The organism is Streptomyces sp. NPDC040718 (genome assembly GCF_055593565.1).
In genome coordinates, this window is the sequence record NZ_JBVIXO010000010.1 from 172,542 (window position 1) to 192,426 (window position 19,885).

The 19,885-nt window shown below is 73.7% G+C and carries 21 protein-coding genes; 9 read left to right on the forward strand and 12 right to left on the reverse strand.

The features are described from left to right. Positions 1 to 58: 58 nt before the first annotated feature. Positions 59 to 601: a hypothetical protein gene (locus tag ACZ597_RS24590; RefSeq protein ID WP_471333882.1), complete on the forward strand. Its 543-nt coding sequence runs from the start codon at positions 59 to 61 to the stop codon at positions 599 to 601. Position 602: 1 nt separating this feature from the next. Continuing rightward, positions 603 to 1,088 carry a PB1 domain-containing protein gene (locus ACZ597_RS24595; RefSeq protein WP_471333885.1) on the forward strand — a complete coding sequence of 162 codons (486 nt, stop codon included), beginning with the start codon at positions 603 to 605 and terminating at the stop codon, positions 1,086 to 1,088. Between the two features lie 80 nt (positions 1,089 to 1,168). On the opposite strand, the gene ACZ597_RS24600 is transcribed toward ACZ597_RS24595, so the two are convergent. The 4 genes from ACZ597_RS24600 to ACZ597_RS24615 all read right to left on the reverse strand — a co-directional run bounded on the left by ACZ597_RS24600 (position 1,169) and on the right by ACZ597_RS24615 (position 5,111). Continuing rightward, entirely contained in the window at positions 1,169 to 1,393 is a 225-nt protein-coding gene (locus ACZ597_RS24600; protein ID WP_471333888.1) for a DUF6213 family protein, read from the reverse strand. 70 nt (positions 1,394 to 1,463) lie between these two features. Next, positions 1,464 to 3,584, reverse strand: coding sequence for a xanthine dehydrogenase family protein molybdopterin-binding subunit (locus ACZ597_RS24605; RefSeq protein WP_471333891.1), 2,121 nt, complete (start codon positions 3,582 to 3,584; stop codon positions 1,464 to 1,466). A 46-nt stretch (positions 3,585 to 3,630) separates the two neighbouring features. Then, the gene (locus ACZ597_RS24610) at positions 3,631 to 4,623 is read right to left on the reverse strand and encodes an FAD binding domain-containing protein (RefSeq protein WP_471333895.1); all 993 of its coding nucleotides are present in this window, start codon (positions 4,621 to 4,623) and stop codon (positions 3,631 to 3,633) included. Continuing rightward, positions 4,620 to 5,111 carry a (2Fe-2S)-binding protein gene (locus tag ACZ597_RS24615; RefSeq protein WP_471333897.1) on the reverse strand — a complete coding sequence of 164 codons (492 nt, stop codon included), beginning with the start codon at positions 5,109 to 5,111 and terminating at the stop codon, positions 4,620 to 4,622. The genes ACZ597_RS24610 and ACZ597_RS24615 overlap by 4 nt, the downstream gene beginning before the upstream one ends. Before the next feature lie 156 nt (positions 5,112 to 5,267). Between ACZ597_RS24615 and ACZ597_RS24620 the strand changes: the two genes are divergently transcribed. Next, entirely contained in the window at positions 5,268 to 5,471 is a 204-nt protein-coding gene (locus ACZ597_RS24620; protein WP_471333899.1) for a CsbD family protein, read from the forward strand. A gap of 187 nt (positions 5,472 to 5,658) precedes the next feature. Here the strand turns inward: ACZ597_RS24620 and ACZ597_RS24625 are convergent, their stop codons facing one another. Both ACZ597_RS24625 and ACZ597_RS24630 read right to left on the reverse strand, forming a co-directional pair. After that, positions 5,659 to 6,093 carry an ATP-binding protein gene (locus ACZ597_RS24625; RefSeq protein WP_471333902.1) on the reverse strand — a complete coding sequence of 145 codons (435 nt, stop codon included), beginning with the start codon at positions 6,091 to 6,093 and terminating at the stop codon, positions 5,659 to 5,661. Between the two features lie 82 nt (positions 6,094 to 6,175). Then, positions 6,176 to 6,499 (reverse strand): plasmid stabilization protein, encoded by a 324-nt coding sequence (locus tag ACZ597_RS24630; protein ID WP_471333904.1) that lies wholly within the window; start codon positions 6,497 to 6,499, stop codon positions 6,176 to 6,178. Positions 6,500 to 6,821: 322 nt separating this feature from the next. Here ACZ597_RS24630 and katG point away from each other — a divergent pair, with 322 nt between their 5' ends. Beyond that, the gene (gene katG, locus ACZ597_RS24635; protein WP_471333907.1) at positions 6,822 to 9,011 is read left to right on the forward strand and encodes a catalase/peroxidase HPI; all 2,190 of its coding nucleotides are present in this window, start codon (positions 6,822 to 6,824) and stop codon (positions 9,009 to 9,011) included. Positions 9,012 to 9,166: 155 nt separating this feature from the next. Further along, positions 9,167 to 10,315: a baeRF2 domain-containing protein gene (locus tag ACZ597_RS24640; protein ID WP_471333909.1), complete on the forward strand. Its 1,149-nt coding sequence runs from the start codon at positions 9,167 to 9,169 to the stop codon at positions 10,313 to 10,315. A 164-nt stretch (positions 10,316 to 10,479) separates the two neighbouring features. Here ACZ597_RS24640 and ACZ597_RS24645 read toward each other — a convergent pair whose 3' ends face one another. Further along, positions 10,480 to 10,956 carry an anthrone oxygenase family protein gene (locus ACZ597_RS24645; RefSeq protein WP_471333911.1) on the reverse strand — a complete coding sequence of 159 codons (477 nt, stop codon included), beginning with the start codon at positions 10,954 to 10,956 and terminating at the stop codon, positions 10,480 to 10,482. 76 nt (positions 10,957 to 11,032) lie between these two features. Beyond that, positions 11,033 to 12,001: an SDR family NAD(P)-dependent oxidoreductase gene (locus ACZ597_RS24650; RefSeq protein ID WP_471333913.1), complete on the reverse strand. Its 969-nt coding sequence runs from the start codon at positions 11,999 to 12,001 to the stop codon at positions 11,033 to 11,035. A gap of 143 nt (positions 12,002 to 12,144) precedes the next feature. On the opposite strand from ACZ597_RS24650, the gene ACZ597_RS24655 reads away from it, so the two are divergent. Continuing rightward, positions 12,145 to 13,347 carry a sensor histidine kinase gene (locus ACZ597_RS24655; RefSeq protein WP_471333916.1) on the forward strand — a complete coding sequence of 401 codons (1,203 nt, stop codon included), beginning with the start codon at positions 12,145 to 12,147 and terminating at the stop codon, positions 13,345 to 13,347. Next, positions 13,344 to 14,003, forward strand: a complete 660-nt coding sequence (locus ACZ597_RS24660) for a response regulator transcription factor (protein WP_471333918.1) — start codon at positions 13,344 to 13,346, stop codon at positions 14,001 to 14,003. Before ACZ597_RS24655 ends, ACZ597_RS24660 begins: the two co-directional genes overlap by 4 nt. A 31-nt stretch (positions 14,004 to 14,034) precedes the next feature. On the opposite strand, the gene ACZ597_RS24665 is transcribed toward ACZ597_RS24660, so the two are convergent. From ACZ597_RS24665 to ACZ597_RS24680, 4 genes are all read right to left on the reverse strand, one after another. Continuing rightward, positions 14,035 to 15,753: an acyl-CoA dehydrogenase family protein gene (locus tag ACZ597_RS24665; protein WP_471333920.1), complete on the reverse strand. Its 1,719-nt coding sequence runs from the start codon at positions 15,751 to 15,753 to the stop codon at positions 14,035 to 14,037. Positions 15,754 to 15,809: 56 nt separating this feature from the next. Further along, on the reverse strand, positions 15,810 to 16,385 hold the full coding sequence (locus ACZ597_RS24670) for a PadR family transcriptional regulator (RefSeq protein WP_471333923.1): 576 nt from the start codon (positions 16,383 to 16,385) through the stop codon (positions 15,810 to 15,812). 106 nt (positions 16,386 to 16,491) lie between these two features. Continuing rightward, on the reverse strand, positions 16,492 to 17,460 hold the full coding sequence (locus ACZ597_RS24675) for a DUF1648 domain-containing protein (RefSeq protein WP_471333926.1): 969 nt from the start codon (positions 17,458 to 17,460) through the stop codon (positions 16,492 to 16,494). Positions 17,461 to 17,474: 14 nt separating this feature from the next. Continuing rightward, positions 17,475 to 17,822 carry a GntR family transcriptional regulator gene (locus ACZ597_RS24680; RefSeq protein ID WP_471333929.1) on the reverse strand — a complete coding sequence of 116 codons (348 nt, stop codon included), beginning with the start codon at positions 17,820 to 17,822 and terminating at the stop codon, positions 17,475 to 17,477. A gap of 74 nt (positions 17,823 to 17,896) precedes the next feature. On the opposite strand from ACZ597_RS24680, the gene ACZ597_RS24685 reads away from it, so the two are divergent. After that, complete coding sequence (locus ACZ597_RS24685; RefSeq protein WP_471333931.1) at positions 17,897 to 18,685, forward strand: crotonase/enoyl-CoA hydratase family protein; 789 nt, start codon at positions 17,897 to 17,899, stop codon at positions 18,683 to 18,685. A 175-nt stretch (positions 18,686 to 18,860) separates the two neighbouring features. After that, a complete protein-coding gene (locus ACZ597_RS24690) occupies positions 18,861 to 19,799 on the forward strand; it encodes an NmrA/HSCARG family protein (RefSeq protein WP_471333934.1) in 939 nt (312 codons plus the stop codon). Positions 19,800 to 19,885 lie beyond the last annotated feature (86 nt).

Below are 19,885 nucleotides of genomic sequence, written 5' to 3' on the forward strand. Positions count from 1 at the left end.
GGCATGAGGGTGGGCAGCAGCGCCCTACAGGCGAAAGGCCCCAGGACGGAGGCCCAGGATGTCCACAGGCACACTCATAGCCGTCATCGCCGCCGGGGTGGTCGTGGTGATCGCCCTCGCCGCCATCATGTGGCTGCTGGCGCGTCGGCGCCATCTGCGCGACCGCTTCGGGCCGGAGTACGAGCGCACGGTCCGGGAGGAGGGCGGCGCACTCGCCGCCGAGCGCGAGCTGCGCGCCCGTGAGGCACGGCACGACGAACTCGACATCAAGGAGCTCCCCCCGGACCGCAGGCGCCAGTACGCCGAGCAGTGGACCGGTGTGCAGGAGCACTTCGTGGACCGCCCGGCGGGCGCCGTCGACGAGGCCGACGACCTCGTCTCCCGGCTGATGCGGGAGCGCGGCTACCCCACCGAGGGGTACCGGGGAACGGTGCGCGACCTGTCGGTCGAACACGGCCGCACGCTGGAGCACTACCGGGCGGCGCACGACGTCAAGGACCGGAGCGTGAACGGCCGCGCGACGACGGAGGAGCTGCGCGGTGCGATGGTGCACTACCGCGCCCTGTTCGAGGAACTGCTCACGGATCAGAGGAGCCGGTGACATGCAGACCCACGACGAGAACCCCACCACCGAACGCACCCCCCTGACCACGGAGGACCTCGCGGGTCCGGACGTGTCGCAGGAGCGCGGTGCGCCGGTCTACCCCGGCGAGGCCTCCGCGGACCTGTCCGAGGACACCCTCTCCGGCCGCGACGAGGGGGCCCGCGCGGAGGAGCCCTACGAGCCCTCCGACGCCGCGGAGCCCGACGCCGGGGACGGGGAGCCGCTCCTCTCCGCCGGGGACGCCGAGCGCTACCGCACGGAATGGGCCGAGATCCAGGGCCGCTTCGTCGACGACCCCAAGGACGCGGTCACCTCGGCCGACACCCTGGTGGCCGAGGTCATGCAGAACCTCGCGGGGACCTTCGCCGCGCACAAGCAGGACCTGGAGGGCCAGTGGCGGAGCGGGGACCGGGTACCCACGGAGGAACTGCGGATGGCGCTCCAGCACTACCGGTCGTTCTTCAACCGGCTGCTGCGGACCTGAGCTCCTGAGGAGACCTCCCGGGCACCCCGTGCGGAGGGGGGCGGAAAGGCCGAGGCCTTTCCGCCCCCCTCCGCACGGGGTCACTCCGAGGCGCAGCCGATGCACTCGACGTCGATCTGGTCGGCGAGCTCGGTCAGTACGTCGGCCAGCTCGGACACCGTCTCCTCGTCGGCGGGCATCTCGCCCGTCTCGGTGGCGTGCACCCAGTCCTCGGCCAGCCGCCGCAGCAGCGCGGTGACGTGGTCCGCGGGGATCAGCAGACCGCCGTCGTCCGCGGGAAACAGCGGTATCGAGACCTGGATCATGGGACTTCCTCCCGGACGGCTCCTTACCGGCGGCTACCCGCGCCGCGCGGGGGCAACCGTCGCCGGCCGCTCAGGTGCCGCCGTGGCCGCCGGCGGCCTCCAGGGCGGCGAGGACCCGGTCGGGGGTGAGGGGGAGTTCGCGGATCCGGCGGCCGGTCGCCCGGGCGAATGCGTTGCCGATGGCGGCGGCCGCGCCCACCGTGCCGATCTCGCCGATCCCCTTGCTGCCCATCGGTTCGAGGTGCTTGTCGTGCTCGTCGACCCAGTACGCCTCGATGTCCGGCACGTCCGCGTGCACCGGCACGTGGTACGACGCCAGGTCCCGCGCGGTGAAGTCGCCGTACGCCGGGTCCAGCGGGGAGTGCTCGGTGAGGGCCATCCCCAGGCCCATCACCATGCCGCCGACGAACTGGGAGCGGGCCGTCAGCGGATTGAGGATCCGGCCGGCGGCGAAGACGCCCAGCATGCGCAGCACCCGCACCTCGCCGGACACCGGGTCGACCGACACCTCGGCGAACTGGGCCCCGAAGGCGTGCCGGGCGTACGGCGAGCGCTGCTTGGCGGCGGCCGTGGTGTCGGCGGAGGCGCACAGACCACCCTCCGGCACCTTCCCGTCACGCCGTCCGAGTTTCAGCGCGAGCGCGCGGCAGGCCTCGTGCACCGCCCACCCCCAGGACCCGGTGCCGCACGAGCCGCCGGCCACCGACGCCGGGGGCAGGCCGGAGTTTCCGACCACGCTCGTCACCCGGTCCGCCGGCACGCCCAGCGCGTCCGCCGCCACCAGGGCAAGGACGGTCCGCGCCCCGGTCCCGATGTCGGTGGCGGCCACTTCCACCCGGTAGGTGCCGTCCGGCAGGGCGTGCGCCAGCGCCTGGGAGGGGGCCAGGTACACCGGGTACGTGGACGCGGCCACGCCCGCGCCGGTCAGCAGCCCGTCCCGGGCCCGGGGCCCGCGGGTACCCGGCCAGCCGAAGCGCCGCGCGCCCTCGCGCAGGCAGGCGACCAGGTTGCGGCTGCTGTACGGGCGCCCGCTGTCAGGTTCGGCGGCGGGCTCGTTGCGCACGCGCAGCTCGACGGGGTCCACGCCCACGGCGTCGGCGAGTTCGTCCATGGCCGACTCCAGCGCGTACATGCCCGGTGTCTCGCCCGGGGCCCGCATCCACGACGGGGTGGGCACGTCGAGCGGTACGACCCGGTGCGCGGTGAGCAGGTCGGGTGCCGCGTACATGACCCGCGCGGGGACCGCCGCCTGCTCGACGAACTCGCGGATGCGCGAGGTGTGGGTGGTGATCTCGTGGGCGAGGGCCGTGAGGGTGCCGTCGGGCCGCGCGCCGAGGCGGACCCGGTGCAGGGTGGGGGCGCGGTGGCCCACCACCTCGGGCAGGTGGGCGCGGGGCAGCGCGAGCTTGACCGGCCGCCCGGTGTGCCGGGCCGCCATCACGGCGAGCACCACGTGCGGGCGGGGCGTGCCCTTGCAGCCGAAGCCGCCGCCCACGTGCTCCGAGTACACGGTGATCCCTTCCTCGGGCAGGCCGAACAGGGAGGCCAGGACGGCGCCCACGAGCCCGGCCCCCTGGCTGGAGTCGTACACCGTGAGCCGCTCCCCGTCGACGTCCCAGACGGCGGTGGCGGCGTGCGGCTCCATGGGGTGGTTGTGCAGCGGGGGCACCGCGTACCGGCAGTCGAGGCGGACCGGCGCGGCGGCGTGCGCGGCGAGCGCGTCGCCCCGCTCGCGGCGTCCCGGGTAGCCGCCGTTGACCTGCTCGGGCTCGTAGGCGTCGGGGTGCTCCTCGTACAGGCGGACGTGGGGGGTGGCGCCCCCGGTGTCGTAGGTCACGGACACGGCCTCGGCGGCGGCGCGGGCGCGCTCCGGGGTGTCGGCGACGGCGAGGGCCACGTACCAGCCGTGGTGGGGCACCCGGTCGTCCTGGAGGAGCCGCAGCTCGGGGTCGTCGGTGGGCCCCAGCCGGGGGGCGTCCGCGGCGGTGATGACGGCCGCCACTCCGGGCAGCGCCGCGGCGGCGGCCGTGTCCACGCGGACCACCCGGCCGACCGCCACGGTGGCGGGCACCGGCCAGGCGTACAGGCAGCCGGGCGGGGTGTGGTCGGCGGCGTAGCGGGCGGCGCCGGTGACCTTCTGCGGGCCTTCCCGCCGGGTCGCGGGCGAGCCGAGCGCGGGGGTGCCTTCCATGGTCCGTCTCCCTCTTTCGCTGTCTCTCCCGCCCGGCCGGCGGGGCTCAGTCCCGTGCGGGCCCGGCGAGCGCGCCCAGTACGTGGCGGGCGAGGTTGCGGGCGAGGAGCACCTTGAAGGCGTTGTCGCGCAGCGGGCGGGCCGCTTCGAGTTCGGCGTCCACGGCCGCGCGGACGGCTTCGGGCGTGGGGCGCTCGCCGAGCAGCCGGTCCTGCGCCACCCGGGCCCGCCACGGCCGGTGCGCCAGTCCGCCGAAGGCGAGCGCGACCCGGGACACCAGGCCGTCGCGGGTCTCCAGGACCGCCGCCACCGAGGCGAGCGCGAAGGCGTACGAGGACCGGTCCCGGGCCTTGCGGTACGCGGAGGGCGCGCCGAATGCCCCGGGCGGCAGCAGGACCGCGGTGACGAGCTCGCCGTGCCGCAGCGTCGTGTCGCGTTCGGGCCGGTCCCCGGGGAGCCGCAGGAAGTCGTCGAGCGGTACCGTGCGGGCGCCGCCGGTGCCGGTGACCTCCACCTCGGCGTCGAGCGCGCTCAGCGCCACGGCGAGGTCGGAGGGGTGGGTGGCCACGCAGAGCGGGGAGTGCCCGAGTACGGCGTGTTCGCGGTTGGCGCCGTCGAGGGCCGCGCAGCCGCTGCCGGGGTCGCGTTTGTTGCAGGGTTTGGACACGTCCTGGAAGTATCCGCAGCGGGTGCGCTGGAGGAGGTTGCCCCCGGTCGTCGCGGCGTTGCGCAGCTGTCCCGAGGCGCCGGACAGCAGGGCCTGGGCGAGGGCCGGGCAGCGGGCCCCGGCCAGCGGGTGGACGGCGAGGTCGGCGCCGCGGACCCCGGCGCCGACGCGGACGCCGCCCGAGGCGGTGCCCTCGACCCCGGCGGGGAGCACGCGGGCGACGTCCACGAGGGTGTCGGGCCGTTCGACGCCGAGCTTCATCAGGTCGACGAGGTTGGTGCCGCCGGCCAGGTAGGCGGAGCCGGGCCGGCCGCCGTGTGCCTCGGCCGCTTCGGCGAGGCTCGCGGGGCGGACGTAGCGGAAGGGCTTCACGTGATCACGTCCCGTACGGCGTCGACGATCCGCGGGTAGGCGCCGCAGCGGCACAGATTGCCGCTGAGGCGTTCGGCGATGGCCTCGCGGCTCGCCTCCGCGCCCTCGGCCGCCACCTCGGCGAGCATCCCGACGGCCGAGCAGAGCTGGCCGGGCGTGCAGAAGCCGCACTGGAGGGCGTCGCGGGCGATGAAGGCCTCCTGGAGCGGGTGGGGGCGGCCGTCCTCCCCCGCGAGGCCCTCGACGGTGGTGATGCGCGCGCCGTCCTGGGCGACGGCGAGCAGCAGGCAGCTGTTGAGGCGCCGGCCGTCGACGAGGACGGTGCAGGCCCCGCACTGGCCGTGGTCGCAGCCCTTCTTCGTGCCGGTGAGGTCCAGCCGCTCGCGCAGCGCGTCGAGCAGGGTGGTGCGGTGGTCCAGGTCGAGTGCGTGCCGTGCGCCGTTGACGTGGAGCGTGACCTGCGAGTGCGTGGCCTCCTGGCCGTCCATGACGAAGCGCCTGCCTCTCCTCGCGGTTCTCCCCGCCCCTTGGCGTCTAACCGGCGGGGGGTGCGGCGCAACGCATCTCCGGCCGGTTCCACCCGATTGGATTCGGACGGCGGAAGCTGGGCAGGCGCCGGGCGAGGCTCTCGAAAGGAGTTCGCCATGGCTGAGAAGGCCAAGGGCAAGATGGACCAGGCCAAGGGCAAGGCGAAGGAAACCATCGGCAAGGTTTCCGGCAGCGACCGGCTGAAGGCCGAAGGCAAGATGGACCAGGCCAAGGGCAAGGCCGAGGAAGCCGCGGGCAAGGCCGACCAGACCGTCCGCGGAGTCGGCGACTCGCTGCGCGGCCGCCGCCACGGCACCTGACTCCCCCACCCCGTGAGGCGTGCCCCCCGGCCGGTTTCCGGCCGGGGGGCACGCACACGCGTACGCACACGCATCAGAGCAGACTGACGCATCAGGACGGACGGCCCCGCTTCAGGAGGGACGGACGGCCCCGCTCCTGTCGGTGCTTCAGGAGGGACGGACGGCCCCGCTCCTGTCGGTCGGACCGTCAGGACACCGGGGGACGGCGCGGAATGTGCACGTGGATCGTTTTGCCCGCGGGCGGGGCGTCGTGCTGGCGGATCTCCACGTCGGTCCCGAGCCGGTTGACCAGGTGCCATCCCCAGCCGCCCTCACCCCGCTGACCGGGACGGCGGGCCCGGGGCTCCTGGCTGCTGCCGTCCGTGACCTCGACGTCGACGCCGTCGGCCCGCAGGCGCAGTTCCAGCGCGCAGTCGCCGGAGGCGTGGCGGACGGCGTTGGTGACGAGTTCGCTGATCACCAGCAGCGCGGCGTCCAGGGCGAGGGCAGGGAACGGGGGGCCGCCGCTCACGGTCGGGTCGAGGAAGTCACGGGCGGCGTGACGGGCCTCGGCGGCCGCGCCCCGGCCGTGCAGGGCCAAGTGGAGCGTGGTCGGTGTCGGATGGACCGGATGGAGAGGCATCGTCATCGTCTTCCCGGAAGTGCCTCGTGTCGTAGGCCGCGGAGCACCCGCCGCGGGGGCGGTGCCCGCGGAGCGGGGTGGGTCAGTGGCCGAGGGCGCGCTTCAGTTCGGACTTGTCCATCTTCGAACGGCCCTCGATGTTCTTCTGCTTCGCCTCGTTGTAGAGCTGCTCCTTGGTGGGCCCCTGCGAGCCGCTGTGCGAGCGCTGTCCGCCCCGCTCGGAGGAGGAGGTGTCCTGGGTGGAGGAGCGGCTCGCGGTCTTCGACTCGCCGGAGCGGGCGCGTTCCTTGTTGACCGTCCGCGCCGCGATCTCCTTGGCCCGGTCCGTGCTCTCGCCGCGCTGCTCGGCGCTCTCCTTGATGTGCTCGTACTGGCGTTCGCGCTTGGGGCTGGATCCGCGAGGCATGGTCACTCCTCGGCTCGTATCGGGATTCACGGGGCGGATCCGGCGGATCCGCACCATTCGCCTGCCCGGGTGCGGGCGGCTCATTCAGCCTGTTTCAACCGCCCTGCCATCCTGGCGCGGCAACGGCCGGCGCGGGCGGCCGGGACGGAGCGGCCCTCACCCGTTCGGCCCTGTCGGATTCGGGTCCGATTCCCCGTATTCCCGCCTCGGGGAGGTGCCCTGCGTGTTCTGTCAGCCGCACGGGTCACAGTGCGCGACCATACGGACGCCGAGAGCAGGCAGCCCGCAAGGTGGAAACACCGAGACAGGAAGAAGGACGGACGTGTCCGGCAGCGAAAGCGAGAACCCCGCAATCCCCTCCCCGGCCGCCACGCCGACCCGCCCCAGGACGAACCGGGACTGGTGGCCGAACCAGCTGGACCTCCAGGTGCTCCACCAGCACTCGCCCCGGTCCAGCCCGATGGGCGAGGACTTCGACTACGCGGAGGAATTCGCGGGCCTGGACGTCGAGGCCCTGAAGCGGGACGTCTTCGAGGTCATGACGACGTCCCAGGACTGGTGGCCCGCCGACTACGGCCACTACGGGCCGCTCTTCATCCGGATGAGCTGGCACGCGGCGGGCACGTACCGGATCGCCGACGGCCGGGGCGGCGGCGGCTCCGGCGCGCAGCGCTTCGCCCCCCTCAACAGCTGGCCGGACAACGCGAGCCTCGACAAGGCGCGCCGCCTGCTGTGGCCGGTCAAGCAGAAGTACGGCCGAAAGGTCTCCTGGGCCGACCTCCTCGTCTTCGCCGGGAACTGCGCGATGGAGTCCATGGGGTTCAAGACGTTCGGATTCGGGTTCGGACGGGAGGACATCTGGGAGCCCGAGGAGATCTTCTGGGGTCCCGAGGACACCTGGCTCGGGGACGAGCGCTACAGCGGTGACAGGGAGCTCACCGGCCCGTTCGGTGCCGTGCAGATGGGCCTCATCTACGTCAATCCGGAGGGGCCGAACGGGAATCCGGATCCCATCGCGGCCGCCAAGGACATCCGCGAGACGTTCGGGCGGATGGCGATGAACGACGAGGAGACGGTCGCCCTGATCGTGGGCGGGCACACCTTCGGGAAGTGCCACGGCGCGGTCGATCCCCAGTACGTCGGTCCGGAGCCCGAGGCCGGGCCGATCGAGCAGCAGGGACTCGGCTGGACGAACTCGTCCGGAACCGGCGTGGGCGTCGACACGATCACCAGCGGGCTGGAGGGCGCCTGGACGACCGAGCCGACCAAGTGGGACAACGGCTACCTGGACAACCTGTTCCGGTACGACTGGGAGCTGACCCGCAGCCCGGCCGGCGCGCAGCAGTGGACACCGACGGATCCCGCGGCCCAGGGCACGGTGCCCGACGCCCACGACCCGTCGAAGCGGCACGCCCCGATGATGCTGACGACGGACCTCTCGCTGAAGCTGGACCCCGTCTACGGGCCGATCTCGAAGCGCTTCCACGAGGACCCGGCCAAGCTCGCGGACGCGTTCGCGCGCGCCTGGTACAAGCTGCTGCACCGCGACATGGGTCCAGTCTCGCGCTACCTCGGCCCGTGGATCCCCGAGCCCCAGCTGTGGCAGGACCCGGTCCCCGCAGTCGACCACGAGCCGGTCGGGGACGCGGAGATCGCCGACCTGAAGGCCCGGGTCCTCGGCTCGGGGCTGTCCGTCTCCCAGCTGGCCGCAGCCGCCTGGGCCGCGGCCGCGTCCTTCCGCGGCACCGACATGCGGGGCGGCGCCAACGGCGGCCGGATCCGGCTCGCGCCGCAGAAGGACTGGGAGGTCAACGCCGGCTCCGAGGTGGCCGAAACGGTGGCGGCCCTCGACCGGATCCGGCAGGACTTCAACGCCGCGCAGACCGGCGGGAAGAAGGTCTCCCTCGCCGACCTGATCGTCCTGGGCGGCTGCGCCGCCGTGGAGAAGGCGGCCAAGGACGCCGGGCACACGGTCGCGGTCCCGTTCGCGCCGGGGCGTACGGACGCCTCGCAGGAGCAGACCGACGTGGAGTCGTTCTCCGTGCTGGAACCCAGGGCGGACGGGTTCCGCAACTACCTCCGGGCGGGCGAGAAGCTGTCGCCGGAGACCCTCCTGCTGGACCGGGCCAACCTGCTGACGCTGACCGCTCCGGAGATGACGGTGCTGACGGGCGGCATGCGGGCCCTGGACGCCGGTTTCAAGGGGTCCCCGCACGGCGTCCTCACCAGCCGGCCGCAGACGCTGACCACCGACTTCTTCGTCAACCTGCTGGACATGGGGACGGAGTGGACGGCCTCGGCCTCGGACGAGAACGTGTTCGAGGGCAGGGACCGGGCCACGGGCAAGGTCAGGTGGACCGCGACGGCCGTCGACCTCGTCTTCGGCTCGCACTCCCAGCTGCGGGCCCTCTGCGAGGTCTACGCGTCGCAGGACGCGGGCGAGAAGTTCGTACGCGACTTCGTGGCGGCGTGGGACAAGGTGATGACCCTGGACCGGTTCGACCTCGCGTGAGCGTCGGCCCGGCCGTCTGACCGTCCGGCCGCCCGCCCCGCCCGTGCCCGGTCCCCGACGGCCGGGACCGGGCGGGCGGGGTGGGCACGCGCCCGGCGGGCGGCGCATCCTGGAGGAGGACCCCCTCAAGCCTTCCTGAACCCCTTGGGGACATCATGGAGCTCGGCTTCCTCAAACCGCTCTTCGACCGCACCGGCCCCTGGGCCTCCGTGTACGTCGAGGCCGCCCGCGCGACCGAGGACGCGCAGCAGATCCGGGCACTGCGCGAGCGGGCCGTCGCCGCACAGCTGATCGACGCGGGCGCCGACGCCTACACCGTCCGGGCCGTGGTGAACCGGCTCCTCGGGGAGCCGGTCAGCGGGGCTCCGCCGGGCCGGGCGCTGTTCGCGTCGGGCGCCGAGGTGCTCCTGGACGTACCGCTCGCGCGGGCCCCGGCGGCCACCGAGGCGACCTGGTCGGTGCTGCCGCACATCGCCCCGCTGGCGGGCCTGCGCGGCGAGGAGCCGGCCTGCCTGGTGGCGTACCTCGACCGCACCGGCGCCGATCTGGAGCTGCGCGACGGCCCCCGCCGCCAGGCCGTGGGGCGGGCGGCGGGCGGGCGGGAGCAGGACCACGGGCACCGCGGCGTGCCCGCGGACCGGCACGAGTGGCACTACCGGAACCGGGTGGAGAACGCCTGGAACGAGACGGCCGACGCCATCGCCGCCGAGCTGGCCCGGCAGTGGCCCGGGAGCGGGGCCGGTCTGCTGGTGCTGGCCGGCGATGCCCGGGAGCGCCGGGCCGTCCACGGCCGGCTGCCCGAGCGGATACGGGCGGTGGCCGTCGAGGCCGAAGGCGGCGGGCGCGCGCCGGGGGCGTCACGGGAGGTCCTCGACCGGGAGATCGCGCGGGTGCGGGAGGGCTTCGCCCGCGAGCGGCTGGAGGCCGCCCTGGAACGGTTCCGCAGGGGCCGGGGCCGCCCCGGCGAGCACCGGGAGTCCACCGTGGACACCGGGCCGGGCCAGGCCGCCGAGGGCATGCCGGCGGTGGTGGACGCCGTACGCAGCCACCAGGTGGCCACGCTGCTGCTGGGGCCGGAGGGCTCCGACGCGGGGCGCGACGTGTGGATCGGTCCCGGCGTGGACCAGGTCGCGGTGCAGCGCGGCCAGGCGCGGGCGATGGGCGTCGACAAGCCCGCACGGGCGCGCGCGGACGACGCCCTGCTGCGGTCCGCGGCGGCGGCCGGCTGCGAGGTGCTCGTCGTACCGGCGGGCATGCCGGGGCCGGCGGGCGGGCTGGGGGCGGTGCTGCGCTGGACGGTGTGAGGGGCGGGGCCGGGGCGGCCCGCGGCCGGACGACGACGACTGTCCGGCCCGTCGGACGGGTGGGGCCGGGCACGCGGCGATCGGGCTGCCCCGCCGGCGGTCGCGGGGGCCGTTTGGTCCATCACCGGCCGCCCCGGCGCGGCATGCGCCTCCCCCTGCGCCGGTCAGTTCGCGTCGTGCTCGATTCCGGGTCGGCGTAGGACCAGGAGGATCAGCAGAGCGAACGCCGCGAACGCGGTGCCGGTGCGGGCGTGATTGAAGATCTCCCAGCGATCGAGGATCTCGGCGTGATCGACGGGCGGCGAGGTGACGGCCCACTCCTTGATCCGGCCGTTGATGGGGACGTTGCCGAGCCGGGTTATCAGGAAGGAGGCCAGTACCAGCAGCCCCGCCCCGCCGGCCAGCCATCGCGGGGTGCCGCGGGTCATCACGGCGAGCGTCACGGCGCTGAGTGCGGACAGCGCCATGGCGCCCTGCATGGTGATGCCGTTCATCTCCATCAGCCGGGCGTGGAAGGACAGCCTCATTTCGAGCGGTACGGCGTCGAACGTGGGGACGAGATTGGCCGCGCCGTAGCCGAACGCGCCCGCGAGCGCGCCGGTGGAGAGCAGGGCGAGACCCTTGACGAGTCGGATGAGCATGTGGAGCACCTCTGTGGGTCTGGTGCGGCGGGTGACGGAGGGCGTGGGCTGTGTGCCGCTGCCTCGACGGCGCGCCTCAGGCGCCGCTCGGCTGGATCATTCTGCGGCCCGCGGTGCTTCCGCCGTCCACGGCGATCGAGGCACCCGCCATGTAGGGGAAATCGTCGGACGCGAGGCCGAGCACCGCGCTCGCGATCTCCTCGGCATCGGCCATCCGTTCGAGACCGTCGACGTTGAGCGGGCCCCACGCCTGCTTGTACTTCAGCCAATCCGCGTCCGGGATTCCCGGCGGCCGGACGAAGGGGGTGTCGGTGGTGCCCGGCAACAGGGCGTTGACCCTGATTCCCTTGGGTCCGTACGCGAGTGCCGCGGACTTCACGAGGCCCTGCACCGCCCGCTTGCTCGCGGCGTACGCGGCGCCGTTCGGCCGCGCCTGCTCGGCCGCCGACGACGAGGTGCAGATGATGACGCCGCGCTGGACCCTGAGCATGTGCGGAACCTCGTACTTGATCGCGAGGAACATGCCCCGCGCGTTGGTCGCCTGGACGTCGTCCCACTCCTCGACGCTCATCTCGTGGGGCAGTCTGCCGCCGCCGATCCCGGCGTTGTTGAAGGCCACGTCGATGCCGCCGTAACGGCTCGCGACCCGGTCCACGAAGGCGCGCACCTGGGCGTCCACGCGCACATCGGCCTGTACGTAGGTCGCTTCACCGCCCGCGTCCCGGATCTCCCGTTCCACCTGGCGCCCCAACTCGGCTCGTCGACCGCAGAATCCGACGTGGGCGCCCTCCGCGGCGAACGCCTTCGCCGCCGCCCTGCCGATGCCGGACGTGGCACCCGTGACGAGGACCGACTTCCCCTGGAAGCGGCCCGCCTTGGCGCGGGACCTCGACGGGGCGCCGGCCGCGTGGGCGGTGGTGCCGAAGGCCACGCCGCCCAGCCCCAGTCCCGCCGCTCCACCGAGGAGGGACCGCCGCCCCAGGGTGGCGGACTGCGCGTCCGCGTCGGCACTCGTGTCTGTACGCGCGTTCGGGTTCGTGTTCACTTCCGTATCCATGGCGATCACGCTCGCAGGCCACAGGGGGTTCCCGACTCCCTCCACGGGGCGGACATCGCGGCCGGTGGGAGGAGGTGGCTCCTCCCACGGCAGGACCCCGGGCGCGCCGGCGAACACCTATCGTGAGAGGCGTGAACCGACCCTGGATCGAGCTCGCGTTCGACAGAAGATTCGCCACCCTACGGATCCTGGCGCTCGCCGGCGTACTGGTCGGCTACTCCCTGCTGCTTCGACAGCCGTCCGGGACAAGGGACTGGGGCCTGACCGCAGCCGGCCTGGTGCTGTGCCTGGTCGCGGGCAGATGGGTGTTCGGCTCGCTCCTGGCACAGTCAGGCCTGCTCGTCCTCGCACACGCGCTGGGCTCCGACACCGTCTCCTCGTTGAAGGTCCTGGCCGCCGTCACCCTCTTCGAGCTGGCGGTCCAGCGGTCCGGGCGCCGCCTCGCGGCCGGGGCGACCGTACTGACGCTCACCATCGCCGTGAACCGCTTCGAAGAACTGCCCGGCGGATTCCTCCCGATCCTCTACAAGATGTGCATCGTCGCAGGCGTGCCGCTGCTCATGGGCTCGTACGTACGCGTGACCCGCGACGCCGCACTGCACGCGCGGGAGTACGCGAAGCAGCAGGAACTCCGGGCCGAACAAAGTCTCCTGGCCGCCCGCGCAGCGGAGCGCACCACCATCGCACGCGAGTTGCACGACCTCGTCGCCCACCACGTCTCCTCCATGGTGCTGCGCGTCGGCGTCGCCCGGCACGTCACCGCCGCGCCCGGCACCACCGCCACCACCGACCCGCGGATCACCGAAGTCCTGGACGACCTGCACGCCAGCGCCGGCGCGGCCCTGACGGACCTGCGGCGCCTGGTGGCCGTGCTGCGCGCCCCGGAACGCACCAACCGCGACATCGGCTCCCTGGTCGCGCCCGGGGCGCTGCTGACGGCACTGGAGTCGGTGGTGGAACACAGCCGCCAGACCGGCCTGACCGTGACCGCTTCCGTGGATCCCCTCGTTGCGCGGCTGGACGCGGTACGCGGCCTCGCGGTCCTCCGCCTGGCCCAGGAGGGCCTGGCCAACGCGGCCAAGCACGGCGGGCCCGGCGCACGGGCCGAGCTGGCCGTTCGGGTGGTCGACGACGTCGTCCACGTGACGATCCACGACGACGGGACCGGAAAGACCCGGACACCGGCCCCCGGCCCTTCCGGACACGGCTTGATCGGCATGCGCGAACGCGTGGACCTGCTCGGCGGACGGCTGGACGTCGGCCCCGCAGCCAGAGGCTGGCGACTCTCGGCCGAACTACCCGCCCTCGAAAGCCACATGGAGCCCCGGACGTGATCGGAATCCTCGTCGTCGACGACCAGCAGCTCGTCCGAATGGGACTGCGCATGCTCTTCGAGCAAGCGCAGGACGTCAAGATCCTGGGCGAGGCGGACAGCGGCGCGGAGGCCGTACGACTGGCCGAACACCTCGCTCCCGACGTCGTTCTCATGGACCTGAGGATGCCCGGAACGGACGGCATCACGGCCACCCGCCGCATCCTGACCGTGCGCCCCGCCACCCGGGTCGTCGCCCTCACCACGTTCGACGACGACGACCATCTGTACCCGGCGCTCGCGGCCGGCGCCTGCGGATTCCTCGTCAAGGACACCCCACCGGCCGAACTCCTGGAGGCCGTACGCCGGGCCGCCGACGGACAGGCCCCTTTCAGCCGGGACGTGCTCGACCGCCTCGTGGCCCAGGCGCTCCACACCCGCTCGTCGCCGGACGCGCCGATGGACACCCCGGCACCGGCCATCACCCCGCGCGAACGGGAGGTACTCGGACTGCTCGGCGCGGGCCTGTCCAACAAGGAGATCGCCGACCGGCTGCACCTCGGTGTCACCACGGTCAAGACGCACGTGGCCAGCCTCATGGCGAAGACGGGCCGGGACAACCGCATCCGTCTCGCGGTCCTCGCCGTCCTCACCGGCATCACCCCGGAGCCCTCGTGATGCGGCTCCGCGGTGATGGGCCGGACAGGCCTTAGGGGGCCATCTCGTAGGAGCCGGACAGCGCCTCGACGCGCTGCCAGATCCTCGCCGCGCGGGCCTCGTCGACGACCGGGCGGCGTACGGCGCCCAGGGCCCAGGCCTGCTGCGCCCCGGTGGCGGAGTCCTTGCCGTGCAGTTCGACGGCGTGGCCGGAGAAGTCGCGGACGAGGACGGAGAACAGCTCGTCGAGGACGTCCGGGTCCAGGTCCGTCAGGCGGGCCTGCTCCAGGATCAGCTGGGCGTGCACCACCAGGGCGAAGAGCTGGCCGACGGAGAGGAGGAAGTCGAGGTCGCGGCTCTGCGCCTCGTCCGGGGCGATGGTGGCGACGAACTCGCACAGGGCGTCGGCCTGTTCGCGGAACCGGGCCACGTTCGCCACCTCGGCGTACGCGTCGAACGCGGGCCGCCAGTCGTGGAAGCGTACGGAGCCGAGGCCCCGGGCCGGGCCCTGGCGGAAGAGGAAGCCGTCGTCGGCGGCGTCGAGCCGGGTGGGCACGGCCGGGTAGTCGACGGGCTCCAGCAGGTGGTTGCGCATGAACTTGAGGATCAGCGCGAGGTTGACGTGGACGGTGCCTTCGAGCTTGGGCAGGCTGCGGATCTCGACGGCCGCCTCGGCGAAGTAGGTGTCCTTCTCGAAGCCCTTGGCCGCGATGACGTCCCACATGAGGTCGATGACCTTCTCGCCCTCGGTGGTCACCTTCATCTTCGTCATCGGGTTGAAGAGGAGGTACCGGCGGTCGTCGGGGCCGGCGGAGCGGAAGTAGTCGACGGCGCGGTCGCTGAAGAGCTTCATGCCGACGAGGCGCACGTAGGCGTCGGCCAGTTCGCGGCGCACGTGCGGGAAGGCGGTGACGGGGCGGCCGTAGAGGACGCGGTTCTGCGCGTGGGTGACGGCCTCGTACATCGCGTGCTCGCAGATGCCGATCGAGGCGGTGCAGAGGTTGAACTTGCCGACGTTGACGGTGTTGAGCGCGGCGTCGAAGGCGGCGCGGCCGGTGTGCAGGACGTCCTCGGGGGACACCGGGTAGGCGTCGAGGCGGAACTCGCTGACGTACTTGGAGGAGTCGACGACGTTCTGCACGAGGTGGTAGGCCGGGTGGCGGCTGTCGGCGGCGAAGAAGACGTACCCGTCCGGGCCCTCGACGTCGGTGCGGCGGCCGAAGACGGAGACGAGTCCGGCGGCGTTGCCGTTGCCGATGTAGTACTTGGAGCCGCTGGCGAGGAAGCCGCCGTCGCCGTCGGGCTCCAGCAGCATGTCGGTGGAGTAGATGTCGGCGCCGTGGGTCCGCTCGGACAGCCCGAACGCGAACACCTCGCCCTGGACGAGGAGTTCGGCGGCGCGGGCGCGGGCGTCGGCGTTCTCGCTCTGCCAGACGGGGCCGAGGCCGAGGATGGTGACCTGCCAGGCGTACCAGTAGTCGAGGCCGTAGAAACCGAGGATCTCGTTGAGGGCCGCGATCCGGGCGGTGTCCCAGCGCTGGTCCACCCGTCCGGCGGCGGAGGCCGGGGTCAGGAAGGTGGCGAACAGGCCCTCCTTGGCGGCGAAGGCGAGAAACTCCCCGAGCCAGGCGCGGGAGCGGTAGTCCTCGATCAGCTTGCGCTTGCCGCGCTCCTCGAACCAGTCGACGGTGGCGCGCAGCAGCCTGCGGGTCTCGGGGTCGAAGTGCGCGGGGTCGTAGGTGCGCGGGTTGAAGAGCAGGGAGTCGGCCATGAGGGGTCGCCTTCCGTGGAGAGGATGGTGTGGGTGGTGCGTGTGCGTCTGCGTGTTCAGGCGGGGCCGGACGCGGGCGGGACCGCGCCGAGCCGGTGGAGGGTGGCGAGGACGTCGTCCAGCCAGGCGACCGTCATCCGCTCGTACGCGATGCCGCCGCGCAGTACGGCGTGCTGGAGCTCCTGTCCGGCGTCGAGCGGGGCGGGGGCCTCGGGGCCGGTGAAGTCGCGCAGTTCCCCGGCGAGGTAGTGCGCGAGGCGCTCGCCGTGCACCCGGTGGTGCCGTTCGACCTCGCGGATCAGCGCGGCCGGGTCGTCGAAGGCGGCGCCGCGGATCTTGACGGCGAGGTCGTGGCGCATGCTCTCGGGCTCGATCGGCTCGTGCAGCCACCGGGAGAGCGCCGCGCGGCCGGGGCCGGCGACGGAGTACTCCTTCTTGTCCGGCCGGCCCTGCTGCGCCACCGCGCGGGCGGTGAGCAGCCCGTCGCGCTCCATGCGGGCCAGTACGCGGTAGATCTGCTGGTGGGTGGCGGTCCAGAAGTACCCGATGGACCGGTCGAACCGCCGGGCGAGTTCGTATCCGGAACCGGGCATCTCCAGCAGGGAGACGAGGATCGCGTGGTCGAGCGCCATGCCTCCGATCCTCTTATGCAACTCGTTGCATAGACAAGTGCCGGGGCCCGGGTGAGACGCGGCTCACCCGGGCCCGGGAGCGGGCGCCGGCACCGCGGTCATCGCGCTAGCGGCTGCTGCGCGCGATCAGGGAGTTCAGCAGGGCGGCGCCGCGCTCGGCGTCCCCCACGCTGACGGCGAAGTCGGCGCCCCGGCGGGGGTGGATGACCAGGCATTCGCCCGAGCGGAGCATCACGGTCGTCCCCCTGCCGCTGAGCCGGTACCCCCACCCGCCCACCTGCGCGGGGGTCCGGTGCTCGGCGCGCGCCGACTCGATGTCCTCGGCACGCCAGCGGCGGACGGGCAGGCCCAGCGGGCCGAAGGCCATTTCGAGGCCCCGCTCGCCGACGTGCGCCCGTACGGAGGAGCAGGCCAGCACCACGACGGAGGCGATCGCCAGCGGCGCGATGAGCGCCCACGGCGGTGCGACCAGGCCCGCCACGGCGGCCAGTCCGGCGGCGAGCGCGCCGGCTCCGGTCAGGGCCGCGAGGGCCCTGAGCCAGGGGTTCGCCGCGCGGGAGAGCCATACGAGGGTCTCGCCGGGCGGTGTCTCCATGCTCGGCGCGTTTCCCGCCGGCCGGGGTGCCGGGGTGGAGCGGTTCCGGAACGCCAGCCAGCCGGCCAGTCCCGCGACGGCCGCCATCGCGACCGTCACGCCGACCCCGAGGTTCACCGACCGCGCCTGGTGCCAGTCCGTACGGTCCAGGTTCGCCCGGACGATCCAGGCCTGCCCGCCGACGAGGAAGACGGCCCCGGCCGACAGGGTGGCGTACACCGCCGCACCGCCGCGCGACCGGGCGACGGCGACGGTCAGCAGCGCGAGGGCCGTCCAGACGAGCGCCGGGAACAGCGCGGCGGCCCACAGCGGCATCGAGCCGTCCGGTCCGCCGGAGCCGCCGCCCCAGTGGGTCGCGAGCCGCTCCGGCAGCCGGCCGCGCGCGGCCCAGGGCAGTACGGCGAGCACCGCGGACGGCCCCGCCACCCAGGCCGCGGCCGACCACGCGCCCGGAGCCCCCTGCCCTCGCGTGCCCTTCACACCGTCCACCCCGTTCACGGCAACCCCCTGATCATTTCGATGAGATCGGACCTGCTGTACCCCGAGTGCGCGGCCTCGCCGACGAGTTCGCGCACCCGGTCGAGCAGCGCCGACCGCCGGTCCGCCCCCGCGGCCACGGTCACGCCCCGCCCCCGCCGGAACTCCAGCACGCCCTCGTCCCGCAGGTCCCGCAGCCCGCGCAGGACCGTGTTGACGTTGACCCCCAGGGCCAGGGACAGGTCCCGCGCGGGCGGCAGCCGGTCCCCGGGCCCGCACTCCCCGTCGGCGACGGCACGACGGATCGCGCCGGCCACCTGCTCGTGCAGGGGGCGGCCGTCCGCGGTGTTCAGTCTCAGCAGCATGGTGCCAATGACACTAGCACCATTGGCTTCAATGGCTCTGGCCGCGGGGCCTGCGGCCGCGTGAGAATGCCGCCATGACGATTCCGCCCGCCGCCCCCGCCGTCCGTGTCGAACGCGACGGGCCCGTGACGACCGTGGTGCTGTCGCGGCCCGCCGCCCGCAACGCCGTGGACGGGCCGACCGCCGCCCGGCTGGCCGACGCGTTCCGGGCGTTCGAAGCCGATGACGGGGCCTCCGTGGCGGTGCTGTGGGGCGAGGGCGGGACCTTCTGCGCGGGCGCCGACCTGAAGGCCGTCGGCACCGGGAGCGGGAACCGGGTCGAGCCCGACGGGGACGGCCCGATGGGGCCGACCCGGCTGCGGCTGACCAAGCCGGTCATCGCGGCCGTCGCCGGGCACGCGGTGGCCGGAGGACTGGAACTCGCCCTGTGGTGCGATCTGCGCGTGGCCGAGGAGGACGCGGTCTTCGGGGTGTTCTGCCGCCGGTGGGGGGTACCGCTGATCGACGGCGGCACCGTACGGCTGCCCCGGCTCATCGGCGAGAGCCGGGCGATGGACCTGATCCTGACCGGCCGTCCGGTGCCCGCCGCCGAGGCCCACGCGATGGGGCTCGCCAACCGCCTCGTACCTCCGGGGCGGGCCCGGGAGGCGGCGGAGGAACTGGCCCGGGAGATCGCCGCGTTCCCCCAGCTGTGCCTGCGCCACGACCGGCTGTCCGTACGGGAACAGCACGGCCTGCCCGAGTCCGAGGCGCTGGCCGCCGAGCTGCGGCACGGCATGGTCCCGCTGGGGGCGGGCGAGACCCTCTCGGGCGCCGCGCGCTTCGCGTCCGGGGCGGGCCGGCACGGCTCCTTCAACGGCTGACGTCGAGGGCGCCCGGCGGCCTCACTCCGCCGGGCAGCGGCCCTCCGCACGTCCTTACGGCCATCCGGGCGGGCCCGGCGTGTGGCGTCGGCGGCTCCGGCCCGCCACCCGTAGGTTTCGCAGCGGAAGCGCCCCGCGGGGGCGCGGAACGCGTGCGGGAGTGGGGTGACCGGCGATGACCGGGAAGCGGACGATCACGGTGTTCGGCGCGACCGGGCAGCAGGGAGGCTCCCTGGCCCGGTCGGTCCTGGAGGACCGCGACGGCGAGTTCGCCGTGCGCGCCGTGACGCGCGACCCCGGCTCGGACCGGGCGCGGGAGCTGGAGCGGCTCGGGGCGCAGGTGGTGGCGGCCGACCTGGACGACGAGGCGAGCCTGGGACCCGTGCTCGAAGGGGCGTACGGGGCGTACCTGGTGACCGACTTCTGGGAGGACATGGACGCCGCGCACGAGAAGCGGCAGGCGGCGGCCCTCGCCCGGGCGGCCGGCCACGCGGGCGTGCAGCACGCGATCTGGTCGACTCTGGAGGACACCCGCCACTGCATTCCGGTGGACGACGACCGGATGCCGACGCTCCAGGGGCAGTACAAGGTTCCGCACTTCGACGGCAAGGCGGAGGCGGACCAGTACTTCCTCGACGCGGGCGTGCCCGTCACCTTCCTGCGGTCCACCTTCTACTGGGAGAACCTGCTGGGCAGCTTCGCGCCCCACCAGGCGGAGGACGGCAGCCTGGAGCTGAACTTCCCGATGGGCGGGAAGCGGCTCTCCGGCATCGCCGTCGACGACATCGGCAAGACCGCGCACGCCGTCTTCAAGGGCGGCGCGGACTACGTCGCCGCCACCATCAGCATCGCAGGCGAACACCTGCGGCTCGCCGACATGGCCGCGGCCATGACCGAGTCCCTGGGCCGGCCGGTCCACTACCGGCCCCTGACCCCGGACGCGTACCGCGCCCTCGGCTTCCCCGGCGCCGACGAGGCCGGGAACATGTTCCAGTTCTACGCCGACTGCGAGGCCTCCTTCACCGCCGCCCGGGACCTCGACGCCGTCCGCCGCATCAACCCGGCCCTCCAGGACTTCGCCACCTGGCTGGCCGCCCACCGCGACCGGTTCTGACCGGGCCGGGCGCGCTCCGGCGCGCTCGGGCGCTCCGACGGGGCGCCGTCAGGTTTGTCCCCCGGCGGCCGGGGCAGGCGGGGTAC

Excerpts from the sequence above, each read along its gene's own strand:
- ACZ597_RS24600 (WP_471333888.1), bottom strand. The coding sequence starts at position 1,393 with ATGATCCAGGTCTCGATACCGCTGTTTCCCGCGGACGACGGCGGTCTG.
- ACZ597_RS24680 (WP_471333929.1), bottom strand. The coding sequence starts at position 17,822 with ATGCTGCTGAGACTGAACACCGCGGACGGCCGCCCCCTGCACGAGCAG.
- ACZ597_RS24640 (WP_471333909.1), top strand. The coding sequence starts at position 9,167 with ATGGAGCTCGGCTTCCTCAAACCGCTCTTCGACCGCACCGGCCCCTGG.
- ACZ597_RS24625 (WP_471333902.1), bottom strand. The coding sequence starts at position 6,093 with ATGCCTCTCCATCCGGTCCATCCGACACCGACCACGCTCCACTTGGCC.
- ACZ597_RS24665 (WP_471333920.1), bottom strand. The coding sequence starts at position 15,753 with ATGGCCGACTCCCTGCTCTTCAACCCGCGCACCTACGACCCCGCGCAC.
- ACZ597_RS24595 (WP_471333885.1), top strand. The coding sequence starts at position 603 with ATGCAGACCCACGACGAGAACCCCACCACCGAACGCACCCCCCTGACC.
- ACZ597_RS24590 (WP_471333882.1), top strand. The coding sequence starts at position 59 with ATGTCCACAGGCACACTCATAGCCGTCATCGCCGCCGGGGTGGTCGTG.
- ACZ597_RS24630 (WP_471333904.1), bottom strand. The coding sequence starts at position 6,499 with ATGCCTCGCGGATCCAGCCCCAAGCGCGAACGCCAGTACGAGCACATC.
- ACZ597_RS24605 (WP_471333891.1), bottom strand. The coding sequence starts at position 3,584 with ATGGAAGGCACCCCCGCGCTCGGCTCGCCCGCGACCCGGCGGGAAGGC.
- ACZ597_RS24620 (WP_471333899.1), top strand. The coding sequence starts at position 5,268 with ATGGCTGAGAAGGCCAAGGGCAAGATGGACCAGGCCAAGGGCAAGGCG.
- ACZ597_RS24615 (WP_471333897.1), bottom strand. The coding sequence starts at position 5,111 with ATGGACGGCCAGGAGGCCACGCACTCGCAGGTCACGCTCCACGTCAAC.
- ACZ597_RS24685 (WP_471333931.1), top strand. The coding sequence starts at position 17,897 with ATGACGATTCCGCCCGCCGCCCCCGCCGTCCGTGTCGAACGCGACGGG.
- ACZ597_RS24690 (WP_471333934.1), top strand. The coding sequence starts at position 18,861 with ATGACCGGGAAGCGGACGATCACGGTGTTCGGCGCGACCGGGCAGCAG.
- ACZ597_RS24645 (WP_471333911.1), bottom strand. The coding sequence starts at position 10,956 with ATGCTCATCCGACTCGTCAAGGGTCTCGCCCTGCTCTCCACCGGCGCG.
- ACZ597_RS24670 (WP_471333923.1), bottom strand. The coding sequence starts at position 16,385 with ATGGCGCTCGACCACGCGATCCTCGTCTCCCTGCTGGAGATGCCCGGT.